Source organism: Micromonospora sp. NPDC000089, from assembly GCF_042899365.1.
Lineage (GTDB): Bacteria > Actinomycetota > Actinomycetes > Mycobacteriales > Micromonosporaceae > Micromonospora.
This window is the reverse complement of record NZ_JBIAZT010000022.1, coordinates 1-19,610: the sequence shown is the minus strand read 5'-3', so window position 1 is coordinate 19,610 and position 19,610 is coordinate 1. Positions and strand designations below refer to the sequence as shown.

Annotated in this window: 21 protein-coding genes; 12 read left to right on the top strand and 9 right to left on the bottom strand. The window is 72.4% G+C overall.

The annotated features are described in order from the left end of the window. Positions 1-8: 8 nt before the first annotated feature. The 4 genes from ACFY3U_RS26450 to ACFY3U_RS26435 are packed head-to-tail and all read right to left on the bottom strand — an operon-like array spanning position 9 to position 3,554. Positions 9-788, bottom strand: coding sequence for an ABC-2 family transporter protein (locus ACFY3U_RS26450; RefSeq protein WP_387206493.1), 780 nt, complete (start codon positions 786-788; stop codon positions 9-11). A gap of 20 nt (positions 789-808) precedes the next feature. Continuing rightward, positions 809-1,603, bottom strand: coding sequence for an ABC-2 family transporter protein (locus ACFY3U_RS26445; RefSeq protein WP_387206491.1), 795 nt, complete (start codon positions 1,601-1,603; stop codon positions 809-811). After that, a complete protein-coding gene (locus ACFY3U_RS26440) occupies positions 1,584-2,561 on the bottom strand; it encodes an ATP-binding cassette domain-containing protein (RefSeq protein WP_387206489.1) in 978 nt (325 codons plus the stop codon). Before ACFY3U_RS26440 ends, ACFY3U_RS26445 begins: the two co-directional genes overlap by 20 nt. 9 nt (positions 2,562-2,570) lie before the next feature. Next, positions 2,571-3,554, bottom strand: a complete 984-nt coding sequence (locus tag ACFY3U_RS26435) for a glycosyltransferase family 4 protein (RefSeq protein WP_387206574.1) — start codon at positions 3,552-3,554, stop codon at positions 2,571-2,573. A 516-nt stretch (positions 3,555-4,070) separates the two neighbouring features. Here ACFY3U_RS26435 and ACFY3U_RS26430 point away from each other — a divergent pair. The 8 genes from ACFY3U_RS26430 (at position 4,071) to ACFY3U_RS26395 (ending at position 11,137) form a co-directional block, all read left to right on the top strand. Next, positions 4,071-6,557 (top strand): fibronectin type III domain-containing protein, encoded by a 2,487-nt coding sequence (locus ACFY3U_RS26430; protein WP_387206487.1) that lies wholly within the window; start codon positions 4,071-4,073, stop codon positions 6,555-6,557. Between the two features lie 284 nt (positions 6,558-6,841). Continuing rightward, complete coding sequence (locus ACFY3U_RS26425) at positions 6,842-7,486, top strand: hypothetical protein (protein ID WP_387206484.1); 645 nt, start codon at positions 6,842-6,844, stop codon at positions 7,484-7,486. Next, positions 7,483-8,055: a glycoside hydrolase family 99-like domain-containing protein gene (locus tag ACFY3U_RS26420; protein WP_387206482.1), complete on the top strand. Its 573-nt coding sequence runs from the start codon at positions 7,483-7,485 to the stop codon at positions 8,053-8,055. The genes ACFY3U_RS26425 and ACFY3U_RS26420 overlap by 4 nt, the downstream gene beginning before the upstream one ends. Next, positions 8,052-8,315, top strand: a complete 264-nt coding sequence (locus tag ACFY3U_RS26415) for a hypothetical protein (RefSeq protein ID WP_387206481.1) — start codon at positions 8,052-8,054, stop codon at positions 8,313-8,315. The genes ACFY3U_RS26420 and ACFY3U_RS26415 overlap by 4 nt, the downstream gene beginning before the upstream one ends. Positions 8,316-8,357: 42 nt before the next feature. Further along, a complete protein-coding gene (locus tag ACFY3U_RS26410) occupies positions 8,358-8,693 on the top strand; it encodes a hypothetical protein (protein WP_387206479.1) in 336 nt (111 codons plus the stop codon). Between the two features lie 4 nt (positions 8,694-8,697). After that, entirely contained in the window at positions 8,698-9,453 is a 756-nt protein-coding gene (locus ACFY3U_RS26405) for a glycoside hydrolase family 99-like domain-containing protein (protein WP_387206477.1), read from the top strand. Then, positions 9,407-10,117 (top strand): class I SAM-dependent methyltransferase, encoded by a 711-nt coding sequence (locus ACFY3U_RS26400; RefSeq protein ID WP_387206475.1) that lies wholly within the window; start codon positions 9,407-9,409, stop codon positions 10,115-10,117. The genes ACFY3U_RS26405 and ACFY3U_RS26400 overlap by 47 nt, the downstream gene beginning before the upstream one ends. A 3-nt stretch (positions 10,118-10,120) precedes the next feature. Beyond that, positions 10,121-11,137: a M20/M25/M40 family metallo-hydrolase gene (locus ACFY3U_RS26395; protein WP_387206472.1), complete on the top strand. Its 1,017-nt coding sequence runs from the start codon at positions 10,121-10,123 to the stop codon at positions 11,135-11,137. 49 nt (positions 11,138-11,186) lie between these two features. On the opposite strand, the gene ACFY3U_RS26390 is transcribed toward ACFY3U_RS26395, so the two are convergent. From ACFY3U_RS26390 to ACFY3U_RS26380, 3 genes are read right to left on the bottom strand one after another with little or no spacing between them, the layout of a single operon-like run. Next, entirely contained in the window at positions 11,187-11,633 is a 447-nt protein-coding gene (locus ACFY3U_RS26390) for a cupin domain-containing protein (RefSeq protein ID WP_387206470.1), read from the bottom strand. Then, a complete protein-coding gene (locus ACFY3U_RS26385) occupies positions 11,630-12,922 on the bottom strand; it encodes a multidrug effflux MFS transporter (RefSeq protein WP_387206468.1) in 1,293 nt (430 codons plus the stop codon). The genes ACFY3U_RS26390 and ACFY3U_RS26385 overlap by 4 nt, the downstream gene beginning before the upstream one ends. Further along, the gene (locus ACFY3U_RS26380; protein WP_387206466.1) at positions 12,919-13,080 is read right to left on the bottom strand and encodes a hypothetical protein; all 162 of its coding nucleotides are present in this window, start codon (positions 13,078-13,080) and stop codon (positions 12,919-12,921) included. Before ACFY3U_RS26380 ends, ACFY3U_RS26385 begins: the two co-directional genes overlap by 4 nt. Positions 13,081-13,206: 126 nt before the next feature. On the opposite strand from ACFY3U_RS26380, the gene ACFY3U_RS26375 reads away from it, so the two are divergent. The 4 genes from ACFY3U_RS26375 (at position 13,207) to ACFY3U_RS26360 (ending at position 17,523) form a co-directional block, all read left to right on the top strand. Beyond that, positions 13,207-14,094: a helix-turn-helix transcriptional regulator gene (locus tag ACFY3U_RS26375; protein ID WP_387206463.1), complete on the top strand. Its 888-nt coding sequence runs from the start codon at positions 13,207-13,209 to the stop codon at positions 14,092-14,094. A gap of 186 nt (positions 14,095-14,280) precedes the next feature. Beyond that, positions 14,281-15,540 (top strand): GAF domain-containing protein, encoded by a 1,260-nt coding sequence (locus tag ACFY3U_RS26370; protein ID WP_387206462.1) that lies wholly within the window; start codon positions 14,281-14,283, stop codon positions 15,538-15,540. A gap of 94 nt (positions 15,541-15,634) precedes the next feature. Continuing rightward, complete coding sequence (locus tag ACFY3U_RS26365; protein ID WP_387206460.1) at positions 15,635-16,234, top strand: TetR family transcriptional regulator; 600 nt, start codon at positions 15,635-15,637, stop codon at positions 16,232-16,234. A gap of 116 nt (positions 16,235-16,350) precedes the next feature. Beyond that, on the top strand, positions 16,351-17,523 hold the full coding sequence (locus tag ACFY3U_RS26360) for an SRPBCC family protein (protein WP_387206457.1): 1,173 nt from the start codon (positions 16,351-16,353) through the stop codon (positions 17,521-17,523). A gap of 11 nt (positions 17,524-17,534) precedes the next feature. Here ACFY3U_RS26360 and ACFY3U_RS26355 read toward each other — a convergent pair whose 3' ends face one another. Next, entirely contained in the window at positions 17,535-18,668 is a 1,134-nt protein-coding gene (locus ACFY3U_RS26355; RefSeq protein ID WP_387206455.1) for an FAD-dependent oxidoreductase, read from the bottom strand. A gap of 75 nt (positions 18,669-18,743) precedes the next feature. After that, positions 18,744-19,445, bottom strand: a complete 702-nt coding sequence (locus tag ACFY3U_RS26350) for a TetR/AcrR family transcriptional regulator (RefSeq protein ID WP_387206453.1) — start codon at positions 19,443-19,445, stop codon at positions 18,744-18,746. Positions 19,446-19,610 lie beyond the last annotated feature (165 nt).

Here is a 19,610-nt window from a genome sequence, read left to right as displayed (position 1 = left end):
GTTTCGGTTCAACCGTGCCCACCACGTCGGGTGTAGATCCGGATCGCACGTCGCCAGAGGTAGCCGGCCCCCAGCAGGGAGAAGGACATCACCGCCAGAGCGGTCAGCACCCGCCCGAAGGACGACGGTTCGGACAGCGCCTCGGTCGGCAGGGCGGAGAAGTAGGCGACGGGGGAGGACAGCACGAAGGTCGCGACGGCGCCGCCGTAGAACACCGGAGGAAAGCGGCAGATCTCCATCAACGCGCTGATGGCAGCGTCCAGCCCGTTGGTCTGCCGGGTCATGAGCACGAGCGACTGCATGACCGTTCCCAGGAGGGACATGAAGCAGACGCCGGTCAGCGAGAACAGCAGACAGGTGAGCAGGCCCGCAGTTCCGACACCGGTTCCGGACCTGTTCGTCGCGACAACGACGATGCCGAGCCCGCTGACGCAGTCGGTGAACGCGGCGGTATTGACGCTCTTCAGTCCGAGCAACAGTCTGGTGTTCGCGGGGATGAGCAGCAGGTCGTCGAAGCGTTTGAACTGCAACTCGTCGGCCAACGTCTCCAGGCTTTCGCTGATCACCGCCTGCCGTACGCCGTTCAGGATCAGATAGAAGCCGAGCATGGTCAGGGACTCGGTCTGACTCCAACCCAGAATCGTGTCGCGCTTCCCGTAGAGAATGTCGAGCAGCAGCAGGGCCCACCCCGCCCAGAACAGGTTGAGCAGCACGTTTCCCGCGAGTACGCCAAGGTTCCGTCGCTCGGTGGCCAGCCCGACCGCGAGCACCCGCCAGGCGAGCTGCACATCCGGGATCCACGACCTTCTCAATGGACGACACCTCCCGGGGTCTGCCGGAGCCGTCGCCACAGCAACACCTGAACGGTGGTGACCAGCACCGTCCAGACCGTCACCGAGGCGACGACCGGTGCGACGGCGAGATGCCCGCCCGTGCCGCTGAGCAGCGAAGCCGGAATGCCGACCAGGATCGGATAGGGGGAGAGCTGGGCGACGTGCTGAAGCCAGTCCGGAAAGAACTGCGGCGGCGCGGCCAGCCCCGACAGCAGGCCGCCGGCCCCCCAGAAGACCTCGTGGATGCGACGTACGCGGTGGACGTATGCGGCCAACATCCCGATGATGCTGTTCATCTGGCAGGAGACGACGTAGGCGACCGGTAGCAGCAGCAGCCCGGCGAGGAACTGGGTCGTGTTCCATGAGGAGCCGCCCTGGAATCTCAGGGCAAGGAACACGGGAAGCAGGGTCAGGACCGCGATGACCCGTTCGCACAGGTCACTGACCATGATGCGGGAGAACGGCCCCAGGGGGACGAGCAGATAGTCTTCCAGGGTTCCGCCGCGAATGGTGCGGTCCCACTTCCAGGTCGCGCGGCTCGACGTGGCGGCCGAGCAGAGTGCCGCCGCCCCGAAGTACGCGATGATCTGCGACCGTTGCAGGGTCGCGTCACCGTCTGCGGGCGGCAGCGTGGACCAGACGATCATCATGATGAGCGGGAACGCGGCTCCGACCAGGTTGGCCGTGAAGCGCCCCGGGTACGCGTACGCCTGCCGGAAGAGGATTTCGGCGATGGTTGTCGAGCGATGGTCACGCAGCTTGGTCAGCATCTGCTAGGAGAACTCCCTCAAGCGCTTCCGTGCGGCCGAGTCGGCTCACTTCGACGTCATCGACCAGGCACTTCTGCAGCAACCAGGCGAGAATTCCGGGTACATCGGCGCTCGGCGCGGAGAATGACAGCTCGTCCTCCCGGACGCTCACGGACGTCACGCGGCGCGCATGGCCCGCCGGCAGGTCTGTCATCCGCGCCAGTCCGGCACCGCGCAGCGTCACCCGCGACAACTGCTGTCGCTGGTACAACAGCCCGTCCAGGTCGCCCTGGTAGCTGACTCTCCCCTGCTTGAGGAAGACGACCTTCCGGGCGATGTCCGTGATGTCGCGGGTCTGATGGCTGGTGATGACGAGCGCCGCGTCCTGGGTGGCGCAGTATTCCGGTAGGAACACCCGCACCGCCTGCTGGCCCTCGACGTCCAACCCCAGGCTCGGCTCGTCGAGCAGGACCAGGCGCGGCAGGTGCAGCAACGAGAGCACGAGGTCGCACCTGACCCGTTGACCCAGGCTGAGCTGCTGTACCGCACGATCCATGAGGTGGGCGACCTTCATGCGGTGCGTCAGGTCGTCCAGCCGCGCATCGTAGGTGGCTCTGTCGATGCGGTAGATGGCACGCGTCAGCTCGTAGGAATGCCGGGGCGTGAGTTCCTGGATCAGCCGGCTCCGGTTGCCGGAGATCATGGTGATCTGGGTGAGGAACCGGCGTTGCCGTTGGTGCGGTCGCATGCCGAGCACGTCCACCGTCCCCGCGCTCTGCCGCAACAGGCCGGAGATGCACCGCAGTAGTGTGGTCTTCCCCGCGCCGTTGGCACCCAGGATGGCCACGGCCTCGCCGGCGGCGATCTCCAGGTTGATGCCGCTCAGGGTGGGCGGCTGGTCCCGGGTGCGCCGCCGGCGGCGAGCCGCGTACGACACCGAGACGTCCGTCATGGTGAGGATCATCGGCTTGGCTGGCATCTCGACCCTCTAGATCAGCGTCTTGTACAGATCGAGGTAGTCCAGGGCCATTCGATCCGGGCTGAACCGGCTCCGCGCGGCGTTCGCGCAGGACTCACGGTCGATGGTGCTCAGCAGCGGAACCTGCGTCGCCATCTCCGCGACCGAGTCCGAGAGGTAGCCGGTCACGTCGGGAACGACGATCTCCGGCAGCGCGCCCCGGCGGAAGGCCAGTACCGGGGTGCCCTGGGCCTGGGCCTCCACCGCCACCAGACCGAACGGCTCCTCCCACCCGATCGGCATGACCACCCCGAGGGCGCGTCCATAGAGCTCCGCCTTGGTCGCGCCGGCGACCGGCCCGACGTACTGGACGTTCCGGCCGTCGACGTACGGCTCCACCAGCTCGGCGAAGTAGTCCGTGTCCGTCTCGTGCACGGGTCCGGCGATCACCAATGGCAGCTCGGCCCGACGCGCGACGTCGATGGCGAGGTGGGTGCCCTTGTTGTCGCACACCCGACCGACGAACAACAGGTGGTCACCCGGCGCTCCGAGCCGCGGCGGTGCCGCGAACGATTCGTCGGGTATCGCGTTATGGATCACGCGGAGAATGTTGAGGTTTCCGGCCAACCGACGCTGATTCTCGCTTATCGCGACGTAGTTGGCGTCAGGATTCAGCCGGGGAATCTTGTCGAGGCGGCCCGACTGGTTGGCGAAGTTGTGCAGCGTGGTGATGCCCGGCGCCCGAGACAGGTGCATGACCGCGGCACCGAGCGCGGTATGGTTGTGAACGACGTCGAAATCACCGCTCATCCCCAGTGCCCGCGCAGCCTGAATGAATTCGTCGGCCCAATCCCAGCCGCCCGTCACATCGGGATAAAACCAGGCCAGCGACCCTTCCGGGCTGCCAGTACCGACGCTGAAGGTGGTGACCTCGTTGCCCATGCGAAGCTGGGCGCCGCCCAACGTCGCGACCACTCTCTCTATTCCCCCGTAATCCGGAGGCGGAACGGCCACGAATGGGCCAGCGATATGCAGGATCCGCACGGTACCCCCGTCCCGTATCGCGATTGGTCACAGCTCGTTATTCATCCCCTGTGAGGTGGACCGACCATAACAAGGGCGACACGCAGCGAGGAACCCCTAGGCCATCGCGACCGAATAGGTGGCGTGAAACTGTGCCCACGCCTCACTCAAATCTACGCAGCTCAACCTGTCTTAGCATTTATAGGGCACCTTGAGGTGACATAGATCACTTGACATTGATTAGCCTCGGTGTTATTCGCCGACGCCACGGAACCGTCGGCCGGCGGGTCGCCGGTAAAACCGATTCGAGTTCGCGGCGCAGGCAGCGCGGCCACCCGTCCTCCCAGGTACGTCGCGCTGATGGAGGTGGGCAGCCTGCCGCGGTACGCGGTGGAGGAGCACCTGCGGCGCCGACCACCGAAAACGGGCACCCGGCCCCTTCACCCGGTCGCCTGATGTTCACACCGCCGTCATGATCTTGGAGACCGGAGCACAGAGAATCGACGGATGAGGATGCCACGGGCTCGCAGCCCGTTCCTGGCCGCGCTCTGCGCGCTTCTGCTGTTGCTGACCGGGGTGCCGGCCCGGGCGGTGGCGGCGGAGCCACACCGGCTCGCGCCACAATCCGGCCCGTGGCAGCTCACGATGGCCGCGTCCGACACCGAACTCCAGGTCGACCTGACCAACCCGGACATCGCGAGGATCCCCAGTGGGCTACTGCTCACCTGGCTCGACGAGCTCACGCCGGCCGGGCCCCTGAGCGACACCTTCAAGCGGAACGTCCAGGACCATCCGGTGAGCATGGGCGTGTCCCAGGCCGACCTGAACGCCTGGGTCGACTTCGACGGCCGGGTCCAGATCGTCGGCCAGACCATCTCGGTGATCGTCCCGGTGGACTCCGCCCAGACCGCGGCGAGCTGGTGGCAGAAGCTGGTCGCGGGGATCGTGGGTTACCTGACCCAGCTGGCGATCCGCGTCTCCTGCTACGCGTTCTTCATTGAGGGAGCGCCGCTCGCCGGGCCGGTCTGCGCCGGGCTCGGCGCGTTCACCGGCACGATGGTCTACAACGCGATCGTCATCTTCGTCGACCACAAGCAGGCGGACCCGAAGCAGTGGGCCGAGGCGCTGGGGTACTCGGTCGTCGCGGCGGCCGGCGCGGTCGCCTGGGAGAGCGGCCTCAACGACTTCGCCAAGACGCAGATGCGCCCGCTGTTCGAGAAGTACCGGGCGTCCATCGGTGAGATGGCCGGGCGGGCGGGCGGTTGGATCAAGGAGTCCATGAAGGACGCCCTGTACTGGCTCGCCACCAAGCTCGACGAGTTCACCACGTACGTCTCCGACGCCTTCGTCTCGGCCGGCGAGGCCCTGTTCGGCCGGTCGAGCCTTCCCGGCACCCTGAAGGTGATGGTGGTGGGTGACTCGATGAGCCAGGGCCACGAGGGTGACTACACCTGGCGTTACCGGCTGTGGCAGTGGTTCATGGACCAGCACGTGTCGGTGGACTTCGTCGGCCCGTACTACGGCACCCGCGAGCCCGATGGCGCCGCGCCCCCGTCCCCGCCCCGGATGCAGGGGCAGACCGAGGTGGACTCGCTGGCGGTGAACGCGGCGGGCCGGTACGCCGCCGCCGCGGCGCCGTTCGACAGCAGCCACTTCTCGGTGTGGGGCCGGCAGGCCGCGCAGGACAAGGACCAGATCCGGCAGCAGGTCGCCACCTACCAGCCGGACCTGCTGCTGGTGGGGCTCGGCTTCAACGACATGGGCTGGTTCGTCAGCGGGCCCGAGGGCACGCTCGCGAGCATGAAGTCGCTGGTGGACAACGCCCGCGCCGCGAAGCCGGACGTCAGGTTCGCCCTCGCCAACGTGCCGCAGCGCACCCGGATCGGCGGCCGGGACGACCTGCCGGTGAACACCGACCGCTACAACGCGATGCTGGCCGCCGCGATCCCCGCCTGGAGCACCGCGAACTCACCGGTGAAGCTCGTCGACTGGCGCGGCAACTACAGCTGCGAGGTGGGCGGCTGCCCGGCCGGCTACGACGGCCTGCACCCCAACGCGCTCGGCGAGTTCCAGATCGCGCACGCCTTCGAGAAGACCCTGCACGACGGGTACGGCATCGGCGCGAGCGTCCCCGCCGTGCCCACCACCGTCCCGTGGCGGCCCACGCCGGTCCCGGGCGGGGTCACCGCCACGGGCAGCGAGATCGGCTTCACCGTCACCTGGGACCCGGTGTTCGGGGCGTTCGGTTACACGGTGCGGCACCGGCTGGTCGGTGCGGCCACCTGGAACGAGCTGCACGTGGCGAGCAACCGGTACGACAACGCGTGGGTGGCCGACGGGCAGCGCTGGGAGGCCCAGGTACGCACCGACAACGGCGACGGTGTCTCCGCCTGGTCCCCCGTGGTCGGCGCGACCGTGCATCCGCAGACCGCCCCCGGGCCGTCGAAGATCGTCACCCACGCCACCGCCACCGGGGTCGACGTCTCCTGGACCGCACCCACCGGCGACCACACGTCGTCCATCCAGCGGTACGGCGTGCTCACCTACGACCAGGACACCCCGGGCGCCTTCGTCAACGGCGTCGGGGTGGCCGGCACGTCGGCGCACATCGACGGGCTCATCCCCGGCCACCGCTACGTCGTGGCCGTGGAGAGCTGGAACGCCGCCGGGGGCGGGCTGCCCAGCGGCGCCCCGCCCGTCCTGATCGGTGGCGGCACCCCACCGGCGCCGACCAACCTGCGGGTCACCTCGGTCGACCCCACCACCGTCCAGCTCACCTGGGACGGCTCCGCGCAGGCCGCCGGCTACCGGGTCGCCGTCCGCAACATCAACGGCGGTGCGGTGACGTACGAGGAGAGCGCCGGCACCAGCCACGGGATCGCGTTCCTCTTCCCGGGCGTGTGGAACTACGAGTTCTGCGTCACCGCCGTCAACGGTGACGCGCAGTCCGGCAGGTCGAACTGCGTGATCGCGCCCCGGCCGGCCGGCAGCTGACGAGCGGCGTGCCCGCGTCCGGCCCGTACCCCCGGGGTGGGCCGGACGGGGGCAGGTCGGCGCCGACCGGTGGGCCGGCCCGGAACCGACAGCCGATCCCGGAATTGCGTGAAATGCAGTGACGCGCGGAACCGCACCGGAAGTCTGCCACTTGTCGGGTTGCTCCGAAATTAGGCGGCCCCGACGATCAAATCGGGAAGTCGACAGACCATATCCTCCGCCGTGATCAATAGTTAGGCTCCTGCCAGGCGTACCGAAGAATGCGCCACGGTGGGGAGGAATTGATGCCGGCCGACAAGTTGTGGTCGATCGACGATTACCCGTTGGCGACGTATCCGTTCCCCGCGCTGGTCGGTCGGTCGCTCCAGGTCGACGAGCTGAACGCGCTGCGGTCCGACGACCCGCGGTGGACCCGGGAGAGCGACCAGGCGAGCCGCTGGCACCGGTCCTTCTATGCCGGTTTCGAGCAGTGGCGCCCGCTCTACGACCAATTCATCCGGGAGCAGGTCGCCCCGCGCATCGGCGAACCGGTCTATTACCAGGCGGTTCCCACATTCCGGGTGCACCAGCCGGGGAACGTCGCGGTGGGCGATTTTCACACCGACGCGCAATATCACCATCCGGCCGGCGAGATCACATTCTGGTTGCCGCTCACCGCGGCATTCGGCACCAACAGCGTCTGGGTGGAGGACGACGACCGACAATTGCATCCCTTCGTCGCACGCCCGGGGCAGGTGGTGACCTTCTCCGCGGTCTCCCGACGGCACGGCAACCTGGTCAACACCACCGGCCGGGCCCGGGTCAGCTTCGACTTCCGCTGCCTGCCGGTACGCCTGCTGCCCGGCGGCCCCGCGGGGCGCAGCGTCAACGCCGGGCTGCGTTTCGTCCCGGGCGAGTACTACCGCGCCGAGCCGGTGGTGGCCGGATGACCGGGCCGCAGTTCATCGCGTACGTCTATCCCGGCTGGCACGCCGACCCCTACCGGCCCGGGGTGGACGAGTGGACGCTGCTCGACGGTTTCCGGCCCTACTTCGCCGGCCACCTTCCACCCGCCGAGCCGGCCGGCGGGCGCTACGACGACACCGAAGCGGCGGTGGCCGCCCGGCAGATCGACCAGGCGCGGGCGGCCGGCATCGGCGGCTTCACCTACTTCCTCTACTGGGGAGCGCGGGGCTTCGTGATGGACCGGCCGATGGAGGTCGCCCGCGAGGTCGCGGGCGACGCCGGATTCACGGTCGGCGGCACCTGGTGCGTGCGGCTGCCGCACGACCGGTTCCCCGTGGTGGCCGGCGACGCGCTGCCCGGGCCACGGGACGCCGGGCCGTCCGACGCGGCGGTCGAGGACCGGCGCATCGACGAGCTGACCATCGGCGACTTCGAGCGGCTGATCGACGAGTGGGACGAATCCTGGCTCGACCTGCCGGCGACCCCGCCGGTCCGTCGCCGCCCGCCGCCCAGCGCCGACTCGGGCACCCCGCGGCGCGGGGACACCCGGTGAGCGCCGACGCTCCCCTCACGTTGGCGACGCTGCGCCGGGTCGTCGACGAGCTGTGCCGGCTGCGGCCACAGCCGCCCCGCCTGGCGGCGGTGGCGACCGTGTTGCGCCGGCACCGGCTGGGCGGAATGTCGACGACCCGGGTCGCGGCGCTGCTCTCCACCGTCGCCACGCTGGTCGGCGACCCCGCGGCGGAGCGACCCGGGTCCGCCGCGCAGCTGACCCCTCGGCAGCTGGAGGAGTTGCTCGCCGAGGTCACCTGACCACCCCCGACCTTCGGGGGACGACCACACGAAGGAGCGGTAATGGCGTACGACGACGACAACAGCAGCGACTGGGGTAAGAACGAGTCACTGGCCGCGCTGCTGGAGCAGCTGGCGGAGCGCGGGGATCGGCTGACCGTCGCGCAGTTGGCCGACCTGGCCAACAAGGTGCACGCCGTGGTCGGCGGTCGCGCCGGCGTCGAGGTGAACGTGGCGGAGTTGAGCCAGGCGCTGCGCGAGGCCGGCTTCGCCCACGTCCCGATCGGCCTGGTCGACCAGGTGGTCGAGGCGACGGCGAACATCCCGGCGGGCGCCGAGGCCGCCGACCACATCAGCCTCGCCACGGCCCGCCACATGTTCGGCCGGATCCAGGGCTGACCGGATGGCTCGGACAACCGAGCTGACCTGGCGGCAGTACCGCACGTTGCTGCGGGAGTGGTCGGACCGGTACCTGGCCGGTCCGACCGCCCTCACCATCGACGGCCGCCCGGTCTGCGCCCTGCTGAACCTGACCGACTTCGCGGCCACCTACGGCACCGCGACATTCGGCATCATGCTGCGCTACGCGCGGGTCGCCATCGAGCGCCGCACCGGCCTGGAGCCGTACCTGCTCGGGCTGGTCGGCCAGATCGACGAGGTCAGCCTGGCGCTGGTGAACGCGCTGCCGATCGACGCGGTGACCGGGTACGGGCTGCTGCCCACCTGGGCCGGGCCGCCGGTGCAGGACTACCGGGCCCTGATCCGGCGGCGGGTGCGGGAGTGGCACCAGTTCCAGGCTCGGTCGCGCCGCCCCTTCCTGCCGGTCGTCTGCACCGGTTGGGACGCCTCGGTGCGCGGCGAGTTCCTCGGCCGGCTGCGCACCGGGGACCGCTACCCGCAGGCGCCGATCGTGGCCGGCACCAGCCCGGAGGCGTTCGGGGAGTTCCTCGACGAGGCGCTGGCCTTCAACCGGCGCTGGCATCCCGAGTTGAACGTGGTGTTCCTGCACGCCTGGAACGAGTGGTCGGAGTGCTCGGTGCTGGAGCCCAGTGACCGGCTGGGCGACGCGCTGCTCCGCGAGGTCCGGGCCCGAGCCGGAGATGGGGTGGAGATTGTCCCGGGAGTTCTACGACCGGACGGCGCCCTGGCTGCTGGCTAGCCGGATCAGTCCGCGCGACCGGCTACGCGCCCGGCACGTCCACGGGCTCGGCGGGGGCGACGTGCTCGACCTGGGCGCCGGCAACGGTGGCACGGCGGCGGCCGTCGCCGATCTGGGCCACGACGTGCTGGCGCTGGAGTTGAGCCCGCCGCGGCTGGCGTTGGCCCGCCGGCACTGCCGTACCGCGCGGCCCGGCCGCCTGGTGGTGCTGGCCGCCGACTTCCACGACTTCGCGCCGGAGCGCCGCTTCGACGTCGTCACCTACTGGTCCGGGTTCGGCGTGGGCCCGGACGACTCGCTACTGTCGCTGCTGACCCGGATCGCCGGGTGGCTCACCGACGACGGGACGCTCCTGGTCGACGTGTTCGATCCCGCGTGGTGGCGGCGCCGCCACGGCCAGGTCCGGGAGGAACCCGACCCTCGGCCGGGGCGGCGGACCGGTCACGGCCAACGGATCGGTTTCGACGAGCGCACCGGTCGGTTGGTCGACGTACGGTGGCGGCTGGACCGGCCGGACCAGCCGGTCCGGGAGGAGATCCGCTGCTACGACCGGCCGGAGTTCACCGCGTTGGCCCGGCGCGCCGGCCTGACCGTACGCGACTGGCGCCCGTCCCTCGGCTCGCCGGACCCGCCGTCGCACCTGGCCACGCTCGGGCGGCGGTGAGCCGTGCGGGACGACTGGACGGCCGGGCTGGACGAGCTGGTACGGGCGCTGGTGTCGGTCAACTCGGCCAATCCCGCGACGGCTGCGGGTGGCCCGGGCGAGCGGGCGGTGGCGGAGTTCTGCGCCGCGTGGTGCGCGGCGCACGGGGTGGCCGCCGACCTGGTGCCGGTGGCCGGGCTGCCAGGCCGGCCGGGGGTGCTGGCGCAGGCCGGCACCGGTCGCCCGCCGGTGCTGCTGCTCGTCGGGCACCTGGACACCTACCGGTGGTACCCGCCGCACTTCTCCGGCGACCACGTGCGGGGCCCGGGCGCCACCGACATGAAGGGCGGCCTGGCGGCCATCCTGGGCGTACTGGCCCGGGGCGTCCCCGCCGGCACGGTGAGGGCGCTGCTGGTACCGGACGAGGAGCACGCGAGCCGCGGCATCCGTGCGCTCCTGCCGGCGGTGGCCTGGGACGCGGCCGTCGTCGCCGAGGACACCGGGCTGCGTCCGGGTACGGCTCATCCGGGCAGCGTCACCGCCTTCCTGCGCCCCGACCCGGCCCGGCGGCGGATCACCCTGCTGAGCCCCGGCCACCGCAGCCGGGTACGCGTCAGCCGACTGGACCACGACCTGGTCCGGCTCCGCCTGGTGGTGCGGCCGGGCGACGACGCGGCCCGGCTGGCCCGTACGCTCCCCGGCGACGACTGGACCATCCGCGAGTCCTTCGCGGCGCCCGTCGGCGGGCCCCTGGTCGACGCGCTCGTCGGAGCCGGTTCGGCGCAGGGGCTGCCCGTCCGCCCGGTCGCCCTGACCGGGTGGACGGAGGCCGCAGTGCTCGCCGCGACCGGCCGCCCCTGTCTCGTCTTCGGCCCCGGTGGCGGTGGCGCGCACGGCACCGACGAGTGGATCTCCCTCGCCGATGTCCGCCGCGCCGCCCGGACGCTGGCCGACGCCGCGACCCGCTACTGCGCCGGCCCGCCCGACCAGGAGGCGGAGTGGCACGCCCGCACCGGCCCGGTCCCGCCAGGTCCACCCTGAGCGGCGCCGGACCGGTGCGGCGCGGTGGCCGGCTGGTACGCGAACGTCCTCAACTCGACGGTCGGCCGGGTCCGACGGTCGTCTCCGGGGACTCGTCCGGGCCGGCGGCGCCGTACCGCTCCTCGGTGACCTGCTCCAGCCACTCGACGTTCCGGCCGTCACGGACGCCGGTGAGCGCCAGGTGGGTCATGGTGGAGTTCGGCGCCGCGCCGTGCCAGTGCTTCACGCCGGGCGGGCACCACAGCACGTCACCGGCGCGGAACTCCTCGACCGGCCCACCCCACTCCTGGGTACGGCCGACGCCCTCGGTGACGACCAACCGCTGCCCGCCCGGGTGGACGTGCCAGGCCGAGCGGGCGCCGGGCGCGAAGGTGACGTACGCGCCGCCGTACGCGGCGGCCTCCTCCTCGGCGAAGAGGGGTTGCACGGTGACGTCCCCGGTGAAGCACACCGCGGGGCCCTTGGCGGCGGGGTGCGTTCCGCTTCTGGTGATCATCTGATGCTCCTTCGTGGTCGGGCCGCCGCGTCCGGCGCGGCGGGTTCGAGGTGGGACGGGCTCGGCGCGCGACCGATGGTGCTGGCGTAGCCGAGCAGGGCGAGCGCGGCGGCACCGACGGTGACCACGCCCAGCGGAACGGCGTCGTCGGCGCCGCCGAGGCCGACCAGCGGCGCGGCCACGCCACCGAACCCGAAGCGGGCCGCGCCGAGCAGCGACGACGCCGTACCGGCGATGTCGGGGTAGTGCGCCAGCGCGAGCGAGGTCGCGGGCGCGGCGCTGACCGCGACGCCGCCGACCATGGTGAACAGCGACCCGACCATGGCGGCCAGCGGCAGGTGCAGCGCCGCGGTGGCGAGCAGTCCGCCGGCCCCGGCCGCGCAGACGGCCAGCCCGAGCAGCAGGGCGCCCCGCTCGGACCAGTGTTCCGCGAGCCGGCCGCCGAGGTGGCCGAAGACCATGAAGCCGAGGGAGTTCAGGCCGAACGCGAAGCTGTACTCCTGCGGCGTGAGCCGGTACCCGCCCTGCAGGACGTAGGTCGCCCCGGCGAGGTAGGCGAAGAGGGCGGCGTTGGTGCAGCCGGTGACCAGGACGGCACCGAGAAACACCCGGTCGGCGAGCAGCCGCCGGACGTCGCCGGCCGTCCGGGTCGCCCCGCCGGTGGTCCGCGACTCGCGGGGCAGCGTCTCGCGGAGGACCACGGTCGCGGCGAGGAGGATCGCGACGCCCACCGCGGCGAGGAAGAGGAACAGCCCGCGCCAGTCGGTGACGGTCGCGAGCTGCCCGCCGACCACCGGCCCGACCACGGCGGCCAACCCGCCCAGCACGGTCAGCCGGCCGTAGTACCGGATCAGCCCGGGGCCCGAGTACAGGTCGCGGCCGGCGGCCTGGGCGATGACGATCCCGACGGCGCCGGCCAGCCCCTGGACGAACCGCGCCACGACCAGGGCCTCGACGGTCGGGCTGAGCGCGCACAGCGTCGAGGTGACGACGTACCCGACGACACCCGCCAGCAACGGCCGGCGGCGGCCGTACCGGTCGGACACCGGCCCGGCGACGAGCTGGCCGAAGGCCAACCCGAGCAGGCACGCGGTGACGGTGAGCTGCGCCGTCGAGGTGGTGGACCCGAGCTCGACGGTGAGCGCCGGCAGCACCGGCAGGTAGAGGTCCATCGAGATCGGGCCGAAGACCGTCAACAGGCCCAGGACCACCGCCAGCCCGCGGCCGACCCCACCCGCACGTGCGGGTGCGGCCGCCGTCGGGTCGACCTTCGTCGGTGTGCTGGTCACGGCCGCAGCAGCGCCTTGATCGCACGGCGCTCGTCCATCGCCCGGTACGCCTCGGCGGCCCGCTCCAGCACGATCGCGTCCGTCGGGGCGAGGATCCGGGGCTGGTCGACCTCCTCCACCCGGACGTCACGGGGAGCGTGCAGGACTGCGGAACGCATCGGGGTTCTCCTTCGGTCGGTGCCGGGATCCAGCGAACCGCGATTTCCGCCGAGCGGGGAGTTTCCGCTGATGGGTGTACTGGCAGGGCACCCCGGCGCCCGGCCGCCCGACGTACCGTCGGAGCCGTGGACAACCGCACCGAGGTCCGCGAGTTCCTCGTCTCGCGGCGCGCCAAGATCACCCCCGAGCGGGCCGGCCTGCCCGCCGGGACCAACCGCCGCGTCCCCGGCCTGCGCCGCACCGAGGTGGCCGCCCTTGCCGGGGTGAGCATCGAGTACTACGCCAAGCTCGAACGCGGCGCCCTGGCCGGGGTCTCCGCCAGCGTGCTGGACGCGATCGCCCGCGCCCTGCAGCTCGACGACGCCGAACGGGCCCACCTGTTCGACCTGGCCCGCGCCGCGGACGGCAGCGCCCTGCTGAGGAGCCGACGACGGCGTACCCGGCAGTGGACCCCGCATCCCAGCCTGCAGTGGACCCTGGACGCCGTCACCGGCGGGCCGGCGTTCGTCCGCAACGGCCGGATGGACCTGCTCGCCGCCAACCAGCTGGCCCGGGCCTTCTACGACCGGGTGTACGCCGACCCGCAACGCCCCGCGAACATCGCCCGGTTCACCTTCCTCGACGACGGCGCCCACGACTTCTACCCCGACTGGGGCTCCGCCGCGGACGTCTGCGTCGCCATCCTGCGCACCGAGGCCGGCCGCGACCCCCGGGACAAGGACCTGCACGACCTGGTCGGCGAGCTGTCCACCCGCAGCGCCGAGTTCCGTACCCGGTGGGGCACCCACGACGTCCGCCACCACGGCACCGGCGCGAAACGGTTCCACCACCACGTCGTGGGCGACCTCACCCTCGCGTACGAGGGCCTGGAGCTGGCGGCCGAGCGCGGTCTCACCCTGACCATCTACGCCGCGGAACCCGGCTCACCGTCCGAGGACGCGCTGCGCCTGCTCGCCTCCTGGGCCGCCTCACCGGAATCGGACGCCGCCGCGCAGCGGCTGCCCGCCGAGTGATCCGGCTGATCACCCGCCCGCTGATCCCCGCCGGACGACCCGCCCCGCGCCGTCGCCCTCGGCGGCCGACGCTCCTCCCCCGTACTCTTGCCACGTCACCGAACGGCGCACCCTCGGTCATCCGACCAGGCCGTACGGGAGAGGGGGCCGGCGCATGACGGAGGCGGCAGGCAGCGGTCGACCGCGGTGAGCGCGTCGGTTGCCGGGCAGGCGGCGAAGGAGGATCTGCGGGCGCTGTTCGGCGAGTCCATCGCCGTCTTCGCGTCGCTCGCCGGGCCGGCGCACGTGGTGGAGGCCGGTAACGCCGCGTTCTTCGCTGCCATCGGCGAGGACCGGGCCCGGACCGGCGTCGCGGTCGCCGAGTTGCTGCCCGAACTGGCCGGGCAGGGCCTTATCGCCCGGCTGGACGAGGTCTACCGCACGGGCGAGCCCTACACCGGCCGGGACGCCCGGATCGTGCTCGGCACCGGCGCGCGGGCGCGCGAGGCTTTCTTCGACTTCACCTACGAGCCACGTCGCGACGCCGCCGGCGCGGTCACCGGCATCCGGGTGATCGGCGTGGAGACCACCCAGGTCAAGCACGCCCAGCGGCTGATGGTCGAGCACCGCGCCCTGCTGGAGCAGATCGCCAGGCAGGCGCCGCTGGCCGAGGTGCTCGACGGCATGGCCCGGTGCATCGAGAACCTCGCCCCGGGGCAGGTGCTCGTCTCCGTACTGCTCGCCGACCCGGACGGTCGGCAGCTGCGCCACGGCGCCGCGCCGAGCCTGCCCGAGTTCTACAACCGGGCCATCGACGGGATCGCCGCCGGCGAGGGGGTCGGCTCGTGCGGCACCGCCGCCCACCGGCGGGAACCGGTCATCGTCACGGACATCGCCACCGACCCGTTCTGGGCCGACTTCCGCGACCTGGCCGGGCGGGCCGGGCTGGCCGCCTGCTGGTCCACCCCGATCCTGGCCCGCGACGGCGGCCTGCTGGGCACCTTCGCCATGTACCACCGCACCCCGCGCGTGCCGCAGGACGCCGACCTCGCGCTCGCCCGGGTCTTCGCCGGCACCGCCGCCCTGGCCATCGAACGCCACCATGTCGAGGAGGCGAAGGCGGCCGCCGAGGCGCGGGCCCGGGCGGCTCATGACGAGCTGGCCACGGCGGTCCGCGCGGAACGGCGACTGCGCGCGGAGGCCGAGCAGCGTGCCGCCGCGGCCGCTCAGCTCGCCGACCGGATGCGCGCCGCCGCCGCCGCGCAGGCCGCCAGGCCGCATCCCGAGCAGTGCCAGCTCGGCGGCGCGCAGGGGTGCACCGAGCCGGCCCGGATCAAGATCGCGGACTCCTGGGGCGATTCCGCGTGGGGCTGTGACGCCCACGTCGAGGAGGCCATCCTCAACGTGCGGTCGGTGTTCATCGCCAGCGAGGAGCTCGGCGGCCTGGCCGCCTACCTCAACCGCTGACCACCGGCGCTCCGAGCGCCCCGGGCAGGTGGCGGTGGCCACGGCCGGGTCGCGGCCGGCCAGGGGTCGCGGACGCCTGGGATAGCGTGGGCCGATGACGTCTCAAGCGGCACAGGCACGGGGCTTGGAGACCCGACAGCGCGTCGTCGAGGCGGCGATGGCGGAGTTCGCCGAGCACGGCGTGGACGGCGCCCGGATCAACCGGATCGCGGAACGGGCCAGGGCGAGCAAGGAGCGGATCTACGCCTGGTTCGGCGACAAGGAGACGCTGTTCGACACGGTCATGCAGGTCGGGCTGGAGGAGCTGTCCCGGGCGGTGCCGATCACCGCCGACCTGGTCGACTACACCGTCCGACTGCACGACACCTTCGCCGCCCGGCCGGACCTGCAACGGGCGGCCGTCTGGGCCTGGCTGCACGAGCGAGGGCGGACGGAGCGGGTCTCCGAGCAGCGGCTCGCCGGCTACCGGAACAAGATCGCGGTGATCGAGCAGGCGCAGCGCTCCGGCGCGGTCGACCCGTCCTGGCCGCCGCACCAGCTGCTGGCCGCGCTGATCGCGCTCGCCACCTCCTGGCTGATGGCGCCGACGGAGTTGCACCGGACGGCGCCGGAGGGCGCCGACCCGGCGCAGGCGTCCCGGGACCTGGTCCGGCGGGCGGCCGAACGCCTGCTCCGCCCCCCGGCCGGTGCGTAGCGGCGCCATCCCCCACCGTGGTGCCGAGCGGTGAACCGAACCAGCTGGTTTGGTATCGACGCGATTCGGTGCTATAACTGAACCGAACTTGTTGGTTCGGAATCTGGGGAGCAGTCATGCCTGCCGTACTGATGGTCCTTTCCGCGGCCGACCACTGGACGCTGCGCGACGGGACGCGGCATCCCACCGGCTTCTGGGCGGAGGAGTTCGCCGAACCGCACCGGCTCTTCGTCCGGGCCGGCTGGCGGGTCACCGTGGCGACCCCGGGTGGCGTGGCCCCGACCGTCGACCGGCTCAGCCTGCGGATGCCGGCGGGCGCTCCCTGGCGACTGCGGCGGCACCGGCGCTACCTGGCCGCGCACGCCGAGGAGCTGGCCCACCCGCGCGACCTCGCCGAGGTCGACCTCGACGACCACGACGTGGTGTTCTACCCCGGCGGCCACGGCCCGATGGAGGACCTGGCCGTGGACCCGACCTCCGGCGCCCTGCTGACCCGGGCGCTGCGCTCCGGGATGCCGGTGGCGCTGCTGTGCCACGCGCCGGCGGCGGCGCTGGCCGCGACCGCCGAGGACGGCGGCTGGCCGTTCGCCGGCTACACCATGACCGGGCTGTCCAACACCGAGGAGCGGTTCAACCGGTTCGCTCGCGAGGCGCCCTGGCTGCTGGAGGACCGGCTGGTCGCCGGCGGGGCGCACTACGTGAAGGGCCGCGTCCCGCTGCGCCCGTACGTGGTGGTGGACCGCAACCTCTACACCGGTCAGAATCCGGCCTCGTCCGCGCGGCTGGCCCGCCGGCTGATCGCCGACCACGCCGCCCGGCCCGCGCTCGCCGTACAGGTCAGCCGCACCGTCCCGGCCCCGCCCGACCGGGTGTACGCGTTGCTCAGCGACATCACCCGGATGGGCGAGTGGAGCCCGGAGACGTACGCCGCGAGCTGGCGGGAGCCGGGCCGGCGCTTCACCGGCAGCAACCGGATCGGCCGGTTCTACCGCTGGCGGACGACCGCCACCGTCACCGAGGCCACGCCGGGGCGGGCGTTCGCCTTCACCACCGGCTGGCCGTCCTCCTCGTCCTGGCGCTACGAGTTGACGCCGGTCGAGGGCGGCACCCGGATCACCGAGTCGATGACCCGGGCCCGGCCGCAGTTGGCGGCCGTACGCCTCGTGCAGCGGGCCGTGGGCGTCCGCGACCGCGCCGCGCACCTGCGGGCCGGCATGGCCGCCACCCTCGAGCGGCTGGACGCGGCGCTGCGGCGGGAAGGACCCGACCGGCGACACCCCGACGCGTAGCCGCCGGACGCTCACCGCTCGTGCTCGTACGCGGCGAACTGGTCGAGCAGGCTCTGCGGGGCGGCGTCGTCGAAGCAGATCCGCAGGTTCCGCGCGGCCTCCTCAGCGGCCTCGGCGCCGCGTGGGAACAGCTCCTCCTCGTACGCGGCGAGGGCCGCCTCGGTCCGGCCGGGATGGGCCGCGATGGCCTGGCCGAGCGCGGCGCCGTCCAGCAGGGCGAGGTTGGCGCCCTCGCCGGCGAACGGCGACATCAGGTGGGCGGCGTCGCCGAGCAGGGTGACCCCGGGCACCCGGTCCCAGCGGTGCCCGATCGGCAGGGCGTGGATGGCGCGCGGCACCAGGGCGCCGTCGGCCTCGGTGATCAGGGCGTGGAACTCGGGCGCCCAGTCGTGGAACTCCGCCAGCAGGGCGGCCCTGCCCTGGTCGGGGTCGGCCCAGTCGACGGTGGTGATCCAGTCCGCGGGCTTGGTCAGCGCGGCGTAGACGTGCAGGCTGCCGTCCGGCTCGCGGTGGGCGAGGAAGCCGTTGCCGGGGCCGAGGGCGAACAGCATGCCGTCGCCGACGAGCCGCGCCGGCAGCGGGTGCCGCACGTCGGCGTCGAGATGGTCGAGTTCGACGAACGACACGCCGGTGTAGGCGGGCTTCGCGGCGGACAGCAGCGGCCGGATCCGCGACCAGGCGCCGTCGGCGCCGACCAGCAGGTCGCAGGCCACGGTGGCGCCGTCGGCGAAGGTGAGCTCGTGGCGGCCGCCGCCGAGCGGTCGGGCCGCGGTGAGCCGGCTGCCCCAGCGGATCGTGCCGGCGGGCAGCGAGTCGATCAGCATCCGGCGCAGTCGGCCGCGGTCGACCTCGGGCCGGCCGCCGTCGCCGTCGTCGGCCTCCTCAGCGTGTACGGTGCCGTGCTTGTCGAGGACCCGCATCGCCTCCCCACCGGCGTGGATGAGCTGCTGAAACTCGTCGAACAGGCCGGCCGCCCGGAGCGCCGGTTGGCCGTTGTGGTGGTGGATGTCGAGCATGCCGCCCTGCGTCCGGGCTTCGGGCGAGGGGTCCAGCTCATACACGGTGGACGGGATGCCGTGCAGGTGCAGCACCCGGGCGAGGGTCAGGCCGCCGAGGCCGGCGCCGACGATGGCGATGGAAGTCATGATTCCTCCTGGAAACGGGTTCGTGACGAACATGTTCGTCATGGGCGAACAGAAGAGCCGACCGGGGTGGCCGGCTCAGCGCGGGTCGGACACCGGGGTCGGCACGGTCGCGATGCCGGTGACCAGGACGTCGAACATCCAGGCCAGCCGTTGCGTGCCGGTGCCGGAGAACAGCTCGTCGCGGGCCCGGACGACGTTCGGGTGGTCGCCCTCTTCGACCTCACCCAGGGCACTGACCAGGACGTGCTGCTCGTCGGCGGCGTCGACCGCCTGGTCGCGGGTGCCCTGCTCGGCGGCCGTGGCGGTGGCGTGCTGCAACAGCAGGTCGACGCCCCAGGCGGCCTGGGTCACCGGCACGCCGCCGGCGTGCAGCAGCCCGAGCAGCGTGTCGATCAACCGGACGTAGTTCGACCCGGACGGGCGGAGCGTCAGCACCGAGCGGGCCAGGCTCGGGTGCCGGATCAACAGCTCGGTGTAGCCGGTGAGCAGGCGCAGCAGGTCGTCGCGCCACCGGTCGACCGCACCGCCCGGCGCGGGCAGGTCGAGCTCGGCGAGCAGCTCGTCGAGGATGGCCCCGTGCAGCTCGGCCATGTTCTGCAGGTAGACGTAGAGCGAGGCCGGGCCGGTGTCGAGCTCGGCCGCCAGGCGGCGCATGGTGACCCGCTCCAGCCCCTCCTCCCGCATGATCCGCAGCGCCACCCCGACGGTGCCGGCACGGCTCAGCGGCGGTTTGGCGGGCCGGTCGCGGCGACTGACGGGAGCGCGGCGGGGAGTCATAACGCGATCGTAACGAACGCGTTCGTCGGTCGCAAGGGCGTGGGGGGGGCCCGCCGCGCCCCCCCCCCCCCCCCCCGGGCCCCCCCCCGCCCCCCCCGGCCCGGGGCCCCCCCCCCCCCCCCCCCCCCCCCCCCCCCCTGCCGGCGCGGCGCCCCCCCCCCCCCC

Excerpts from the sequence above, each read along its gene's own strand:
- ACFY3U_RS26445 (WP_387206491.1), bottom strand. The coding sequence starts at position 1,603 with ATGCTGACCAAGCTGCGTGACCATCGCTCGACAACCATCGCCGAAATC.
- ACFY3U_RS26440 (WP_387206489.1), bottom strand. The coding sequence starts at position 2,561 with ATGCCAGCCAAGCCGATGATCCTCACCATGACGGACGTCTCGGTGTCG.
- ACFY3U_RS26430 (WP_387206487.1), top strand. The coding sequence starts at position 4,071 with ATGAGGATGCCACGGGCTCGCAGCCCGTTCCTGGCCGCGCTCTGCGCG.
- ACFY3U_RS26425 (WP_387206484.1), top strand. The coding sequence starts at position 6,842 with ATGCCGGCCGACAAGTTGTGGTCGATCGACGATTACCCGTTGGCGACG.
- ACFY3U_RS26420 (WP_387206482.1), top strand. The coding sequence starts at position 7,483 with ATGACCGGGCCGCAGTTCATCGCGTACGTCTATCCCGGCTGGCACGCC.
- ACFY3U_RS26410 (WP_387206479.1), top strand. The coding sequence starts at position 8,358 with ATGGCGTACGACGACGACAACAGCAGCGACTGGGGTAAGAACGAGTCA.
- ACFY3U_RS26405 (WP_387206477.1), top strand. The coding sequence starts at position 8,698 with ATGGCTCGGACAACCGAGCTGACCTGGCGGCAGTACCGCACGTTGCTG.
- ACFY3U_RS26390 (WP_387206470.1), bottom strand. The coding sequence starts at position 11,633 with ATGATCACCAGAAGCGGAACGCACCCCGCCGCCAAGGGCCCCGCGGTG.
- ACFY3U_RS26380 (WP_387206466.1), bottom strand. The coding sequence starts at position 13,080 with ATGCGTTCCGCAGTCCTGCACGCTCCCCGTGACGTCCGGGTGGAGGAG.
- ACFY3U_RS26365 (WP_387206460.1), top strand. The coding sequence starts at position 15,635 with ATGACGTCTCAAGCGGCACAGGCACGGGGCTTGGAGACCCGACAGCGC.
- ACFY3U_RS26360 (WP_387206457.1), top strand. The coding sequence starts at position 16,351 with ATGCCTGCCGTACTGATGGTCCTTTCCGCGGCCGACCACTGGACGCTG.
- ACFY3U_RS26355 (WP_387206455.1), bottom strand. The coding sequence starts at position 18,668 with ATGACTTCCATCGCCATCGTCGGCGCCGGCCTCGGCGGCCTGACCCTC.
- ACFY3U_RS26350 (WP_387206453.1), bottom strand. The coding sequence starts at position 19,445 with ATGACTCCCCGCCGCGCTCCCGTCAGTCGCCGCGACCGGCCCGCCAAA.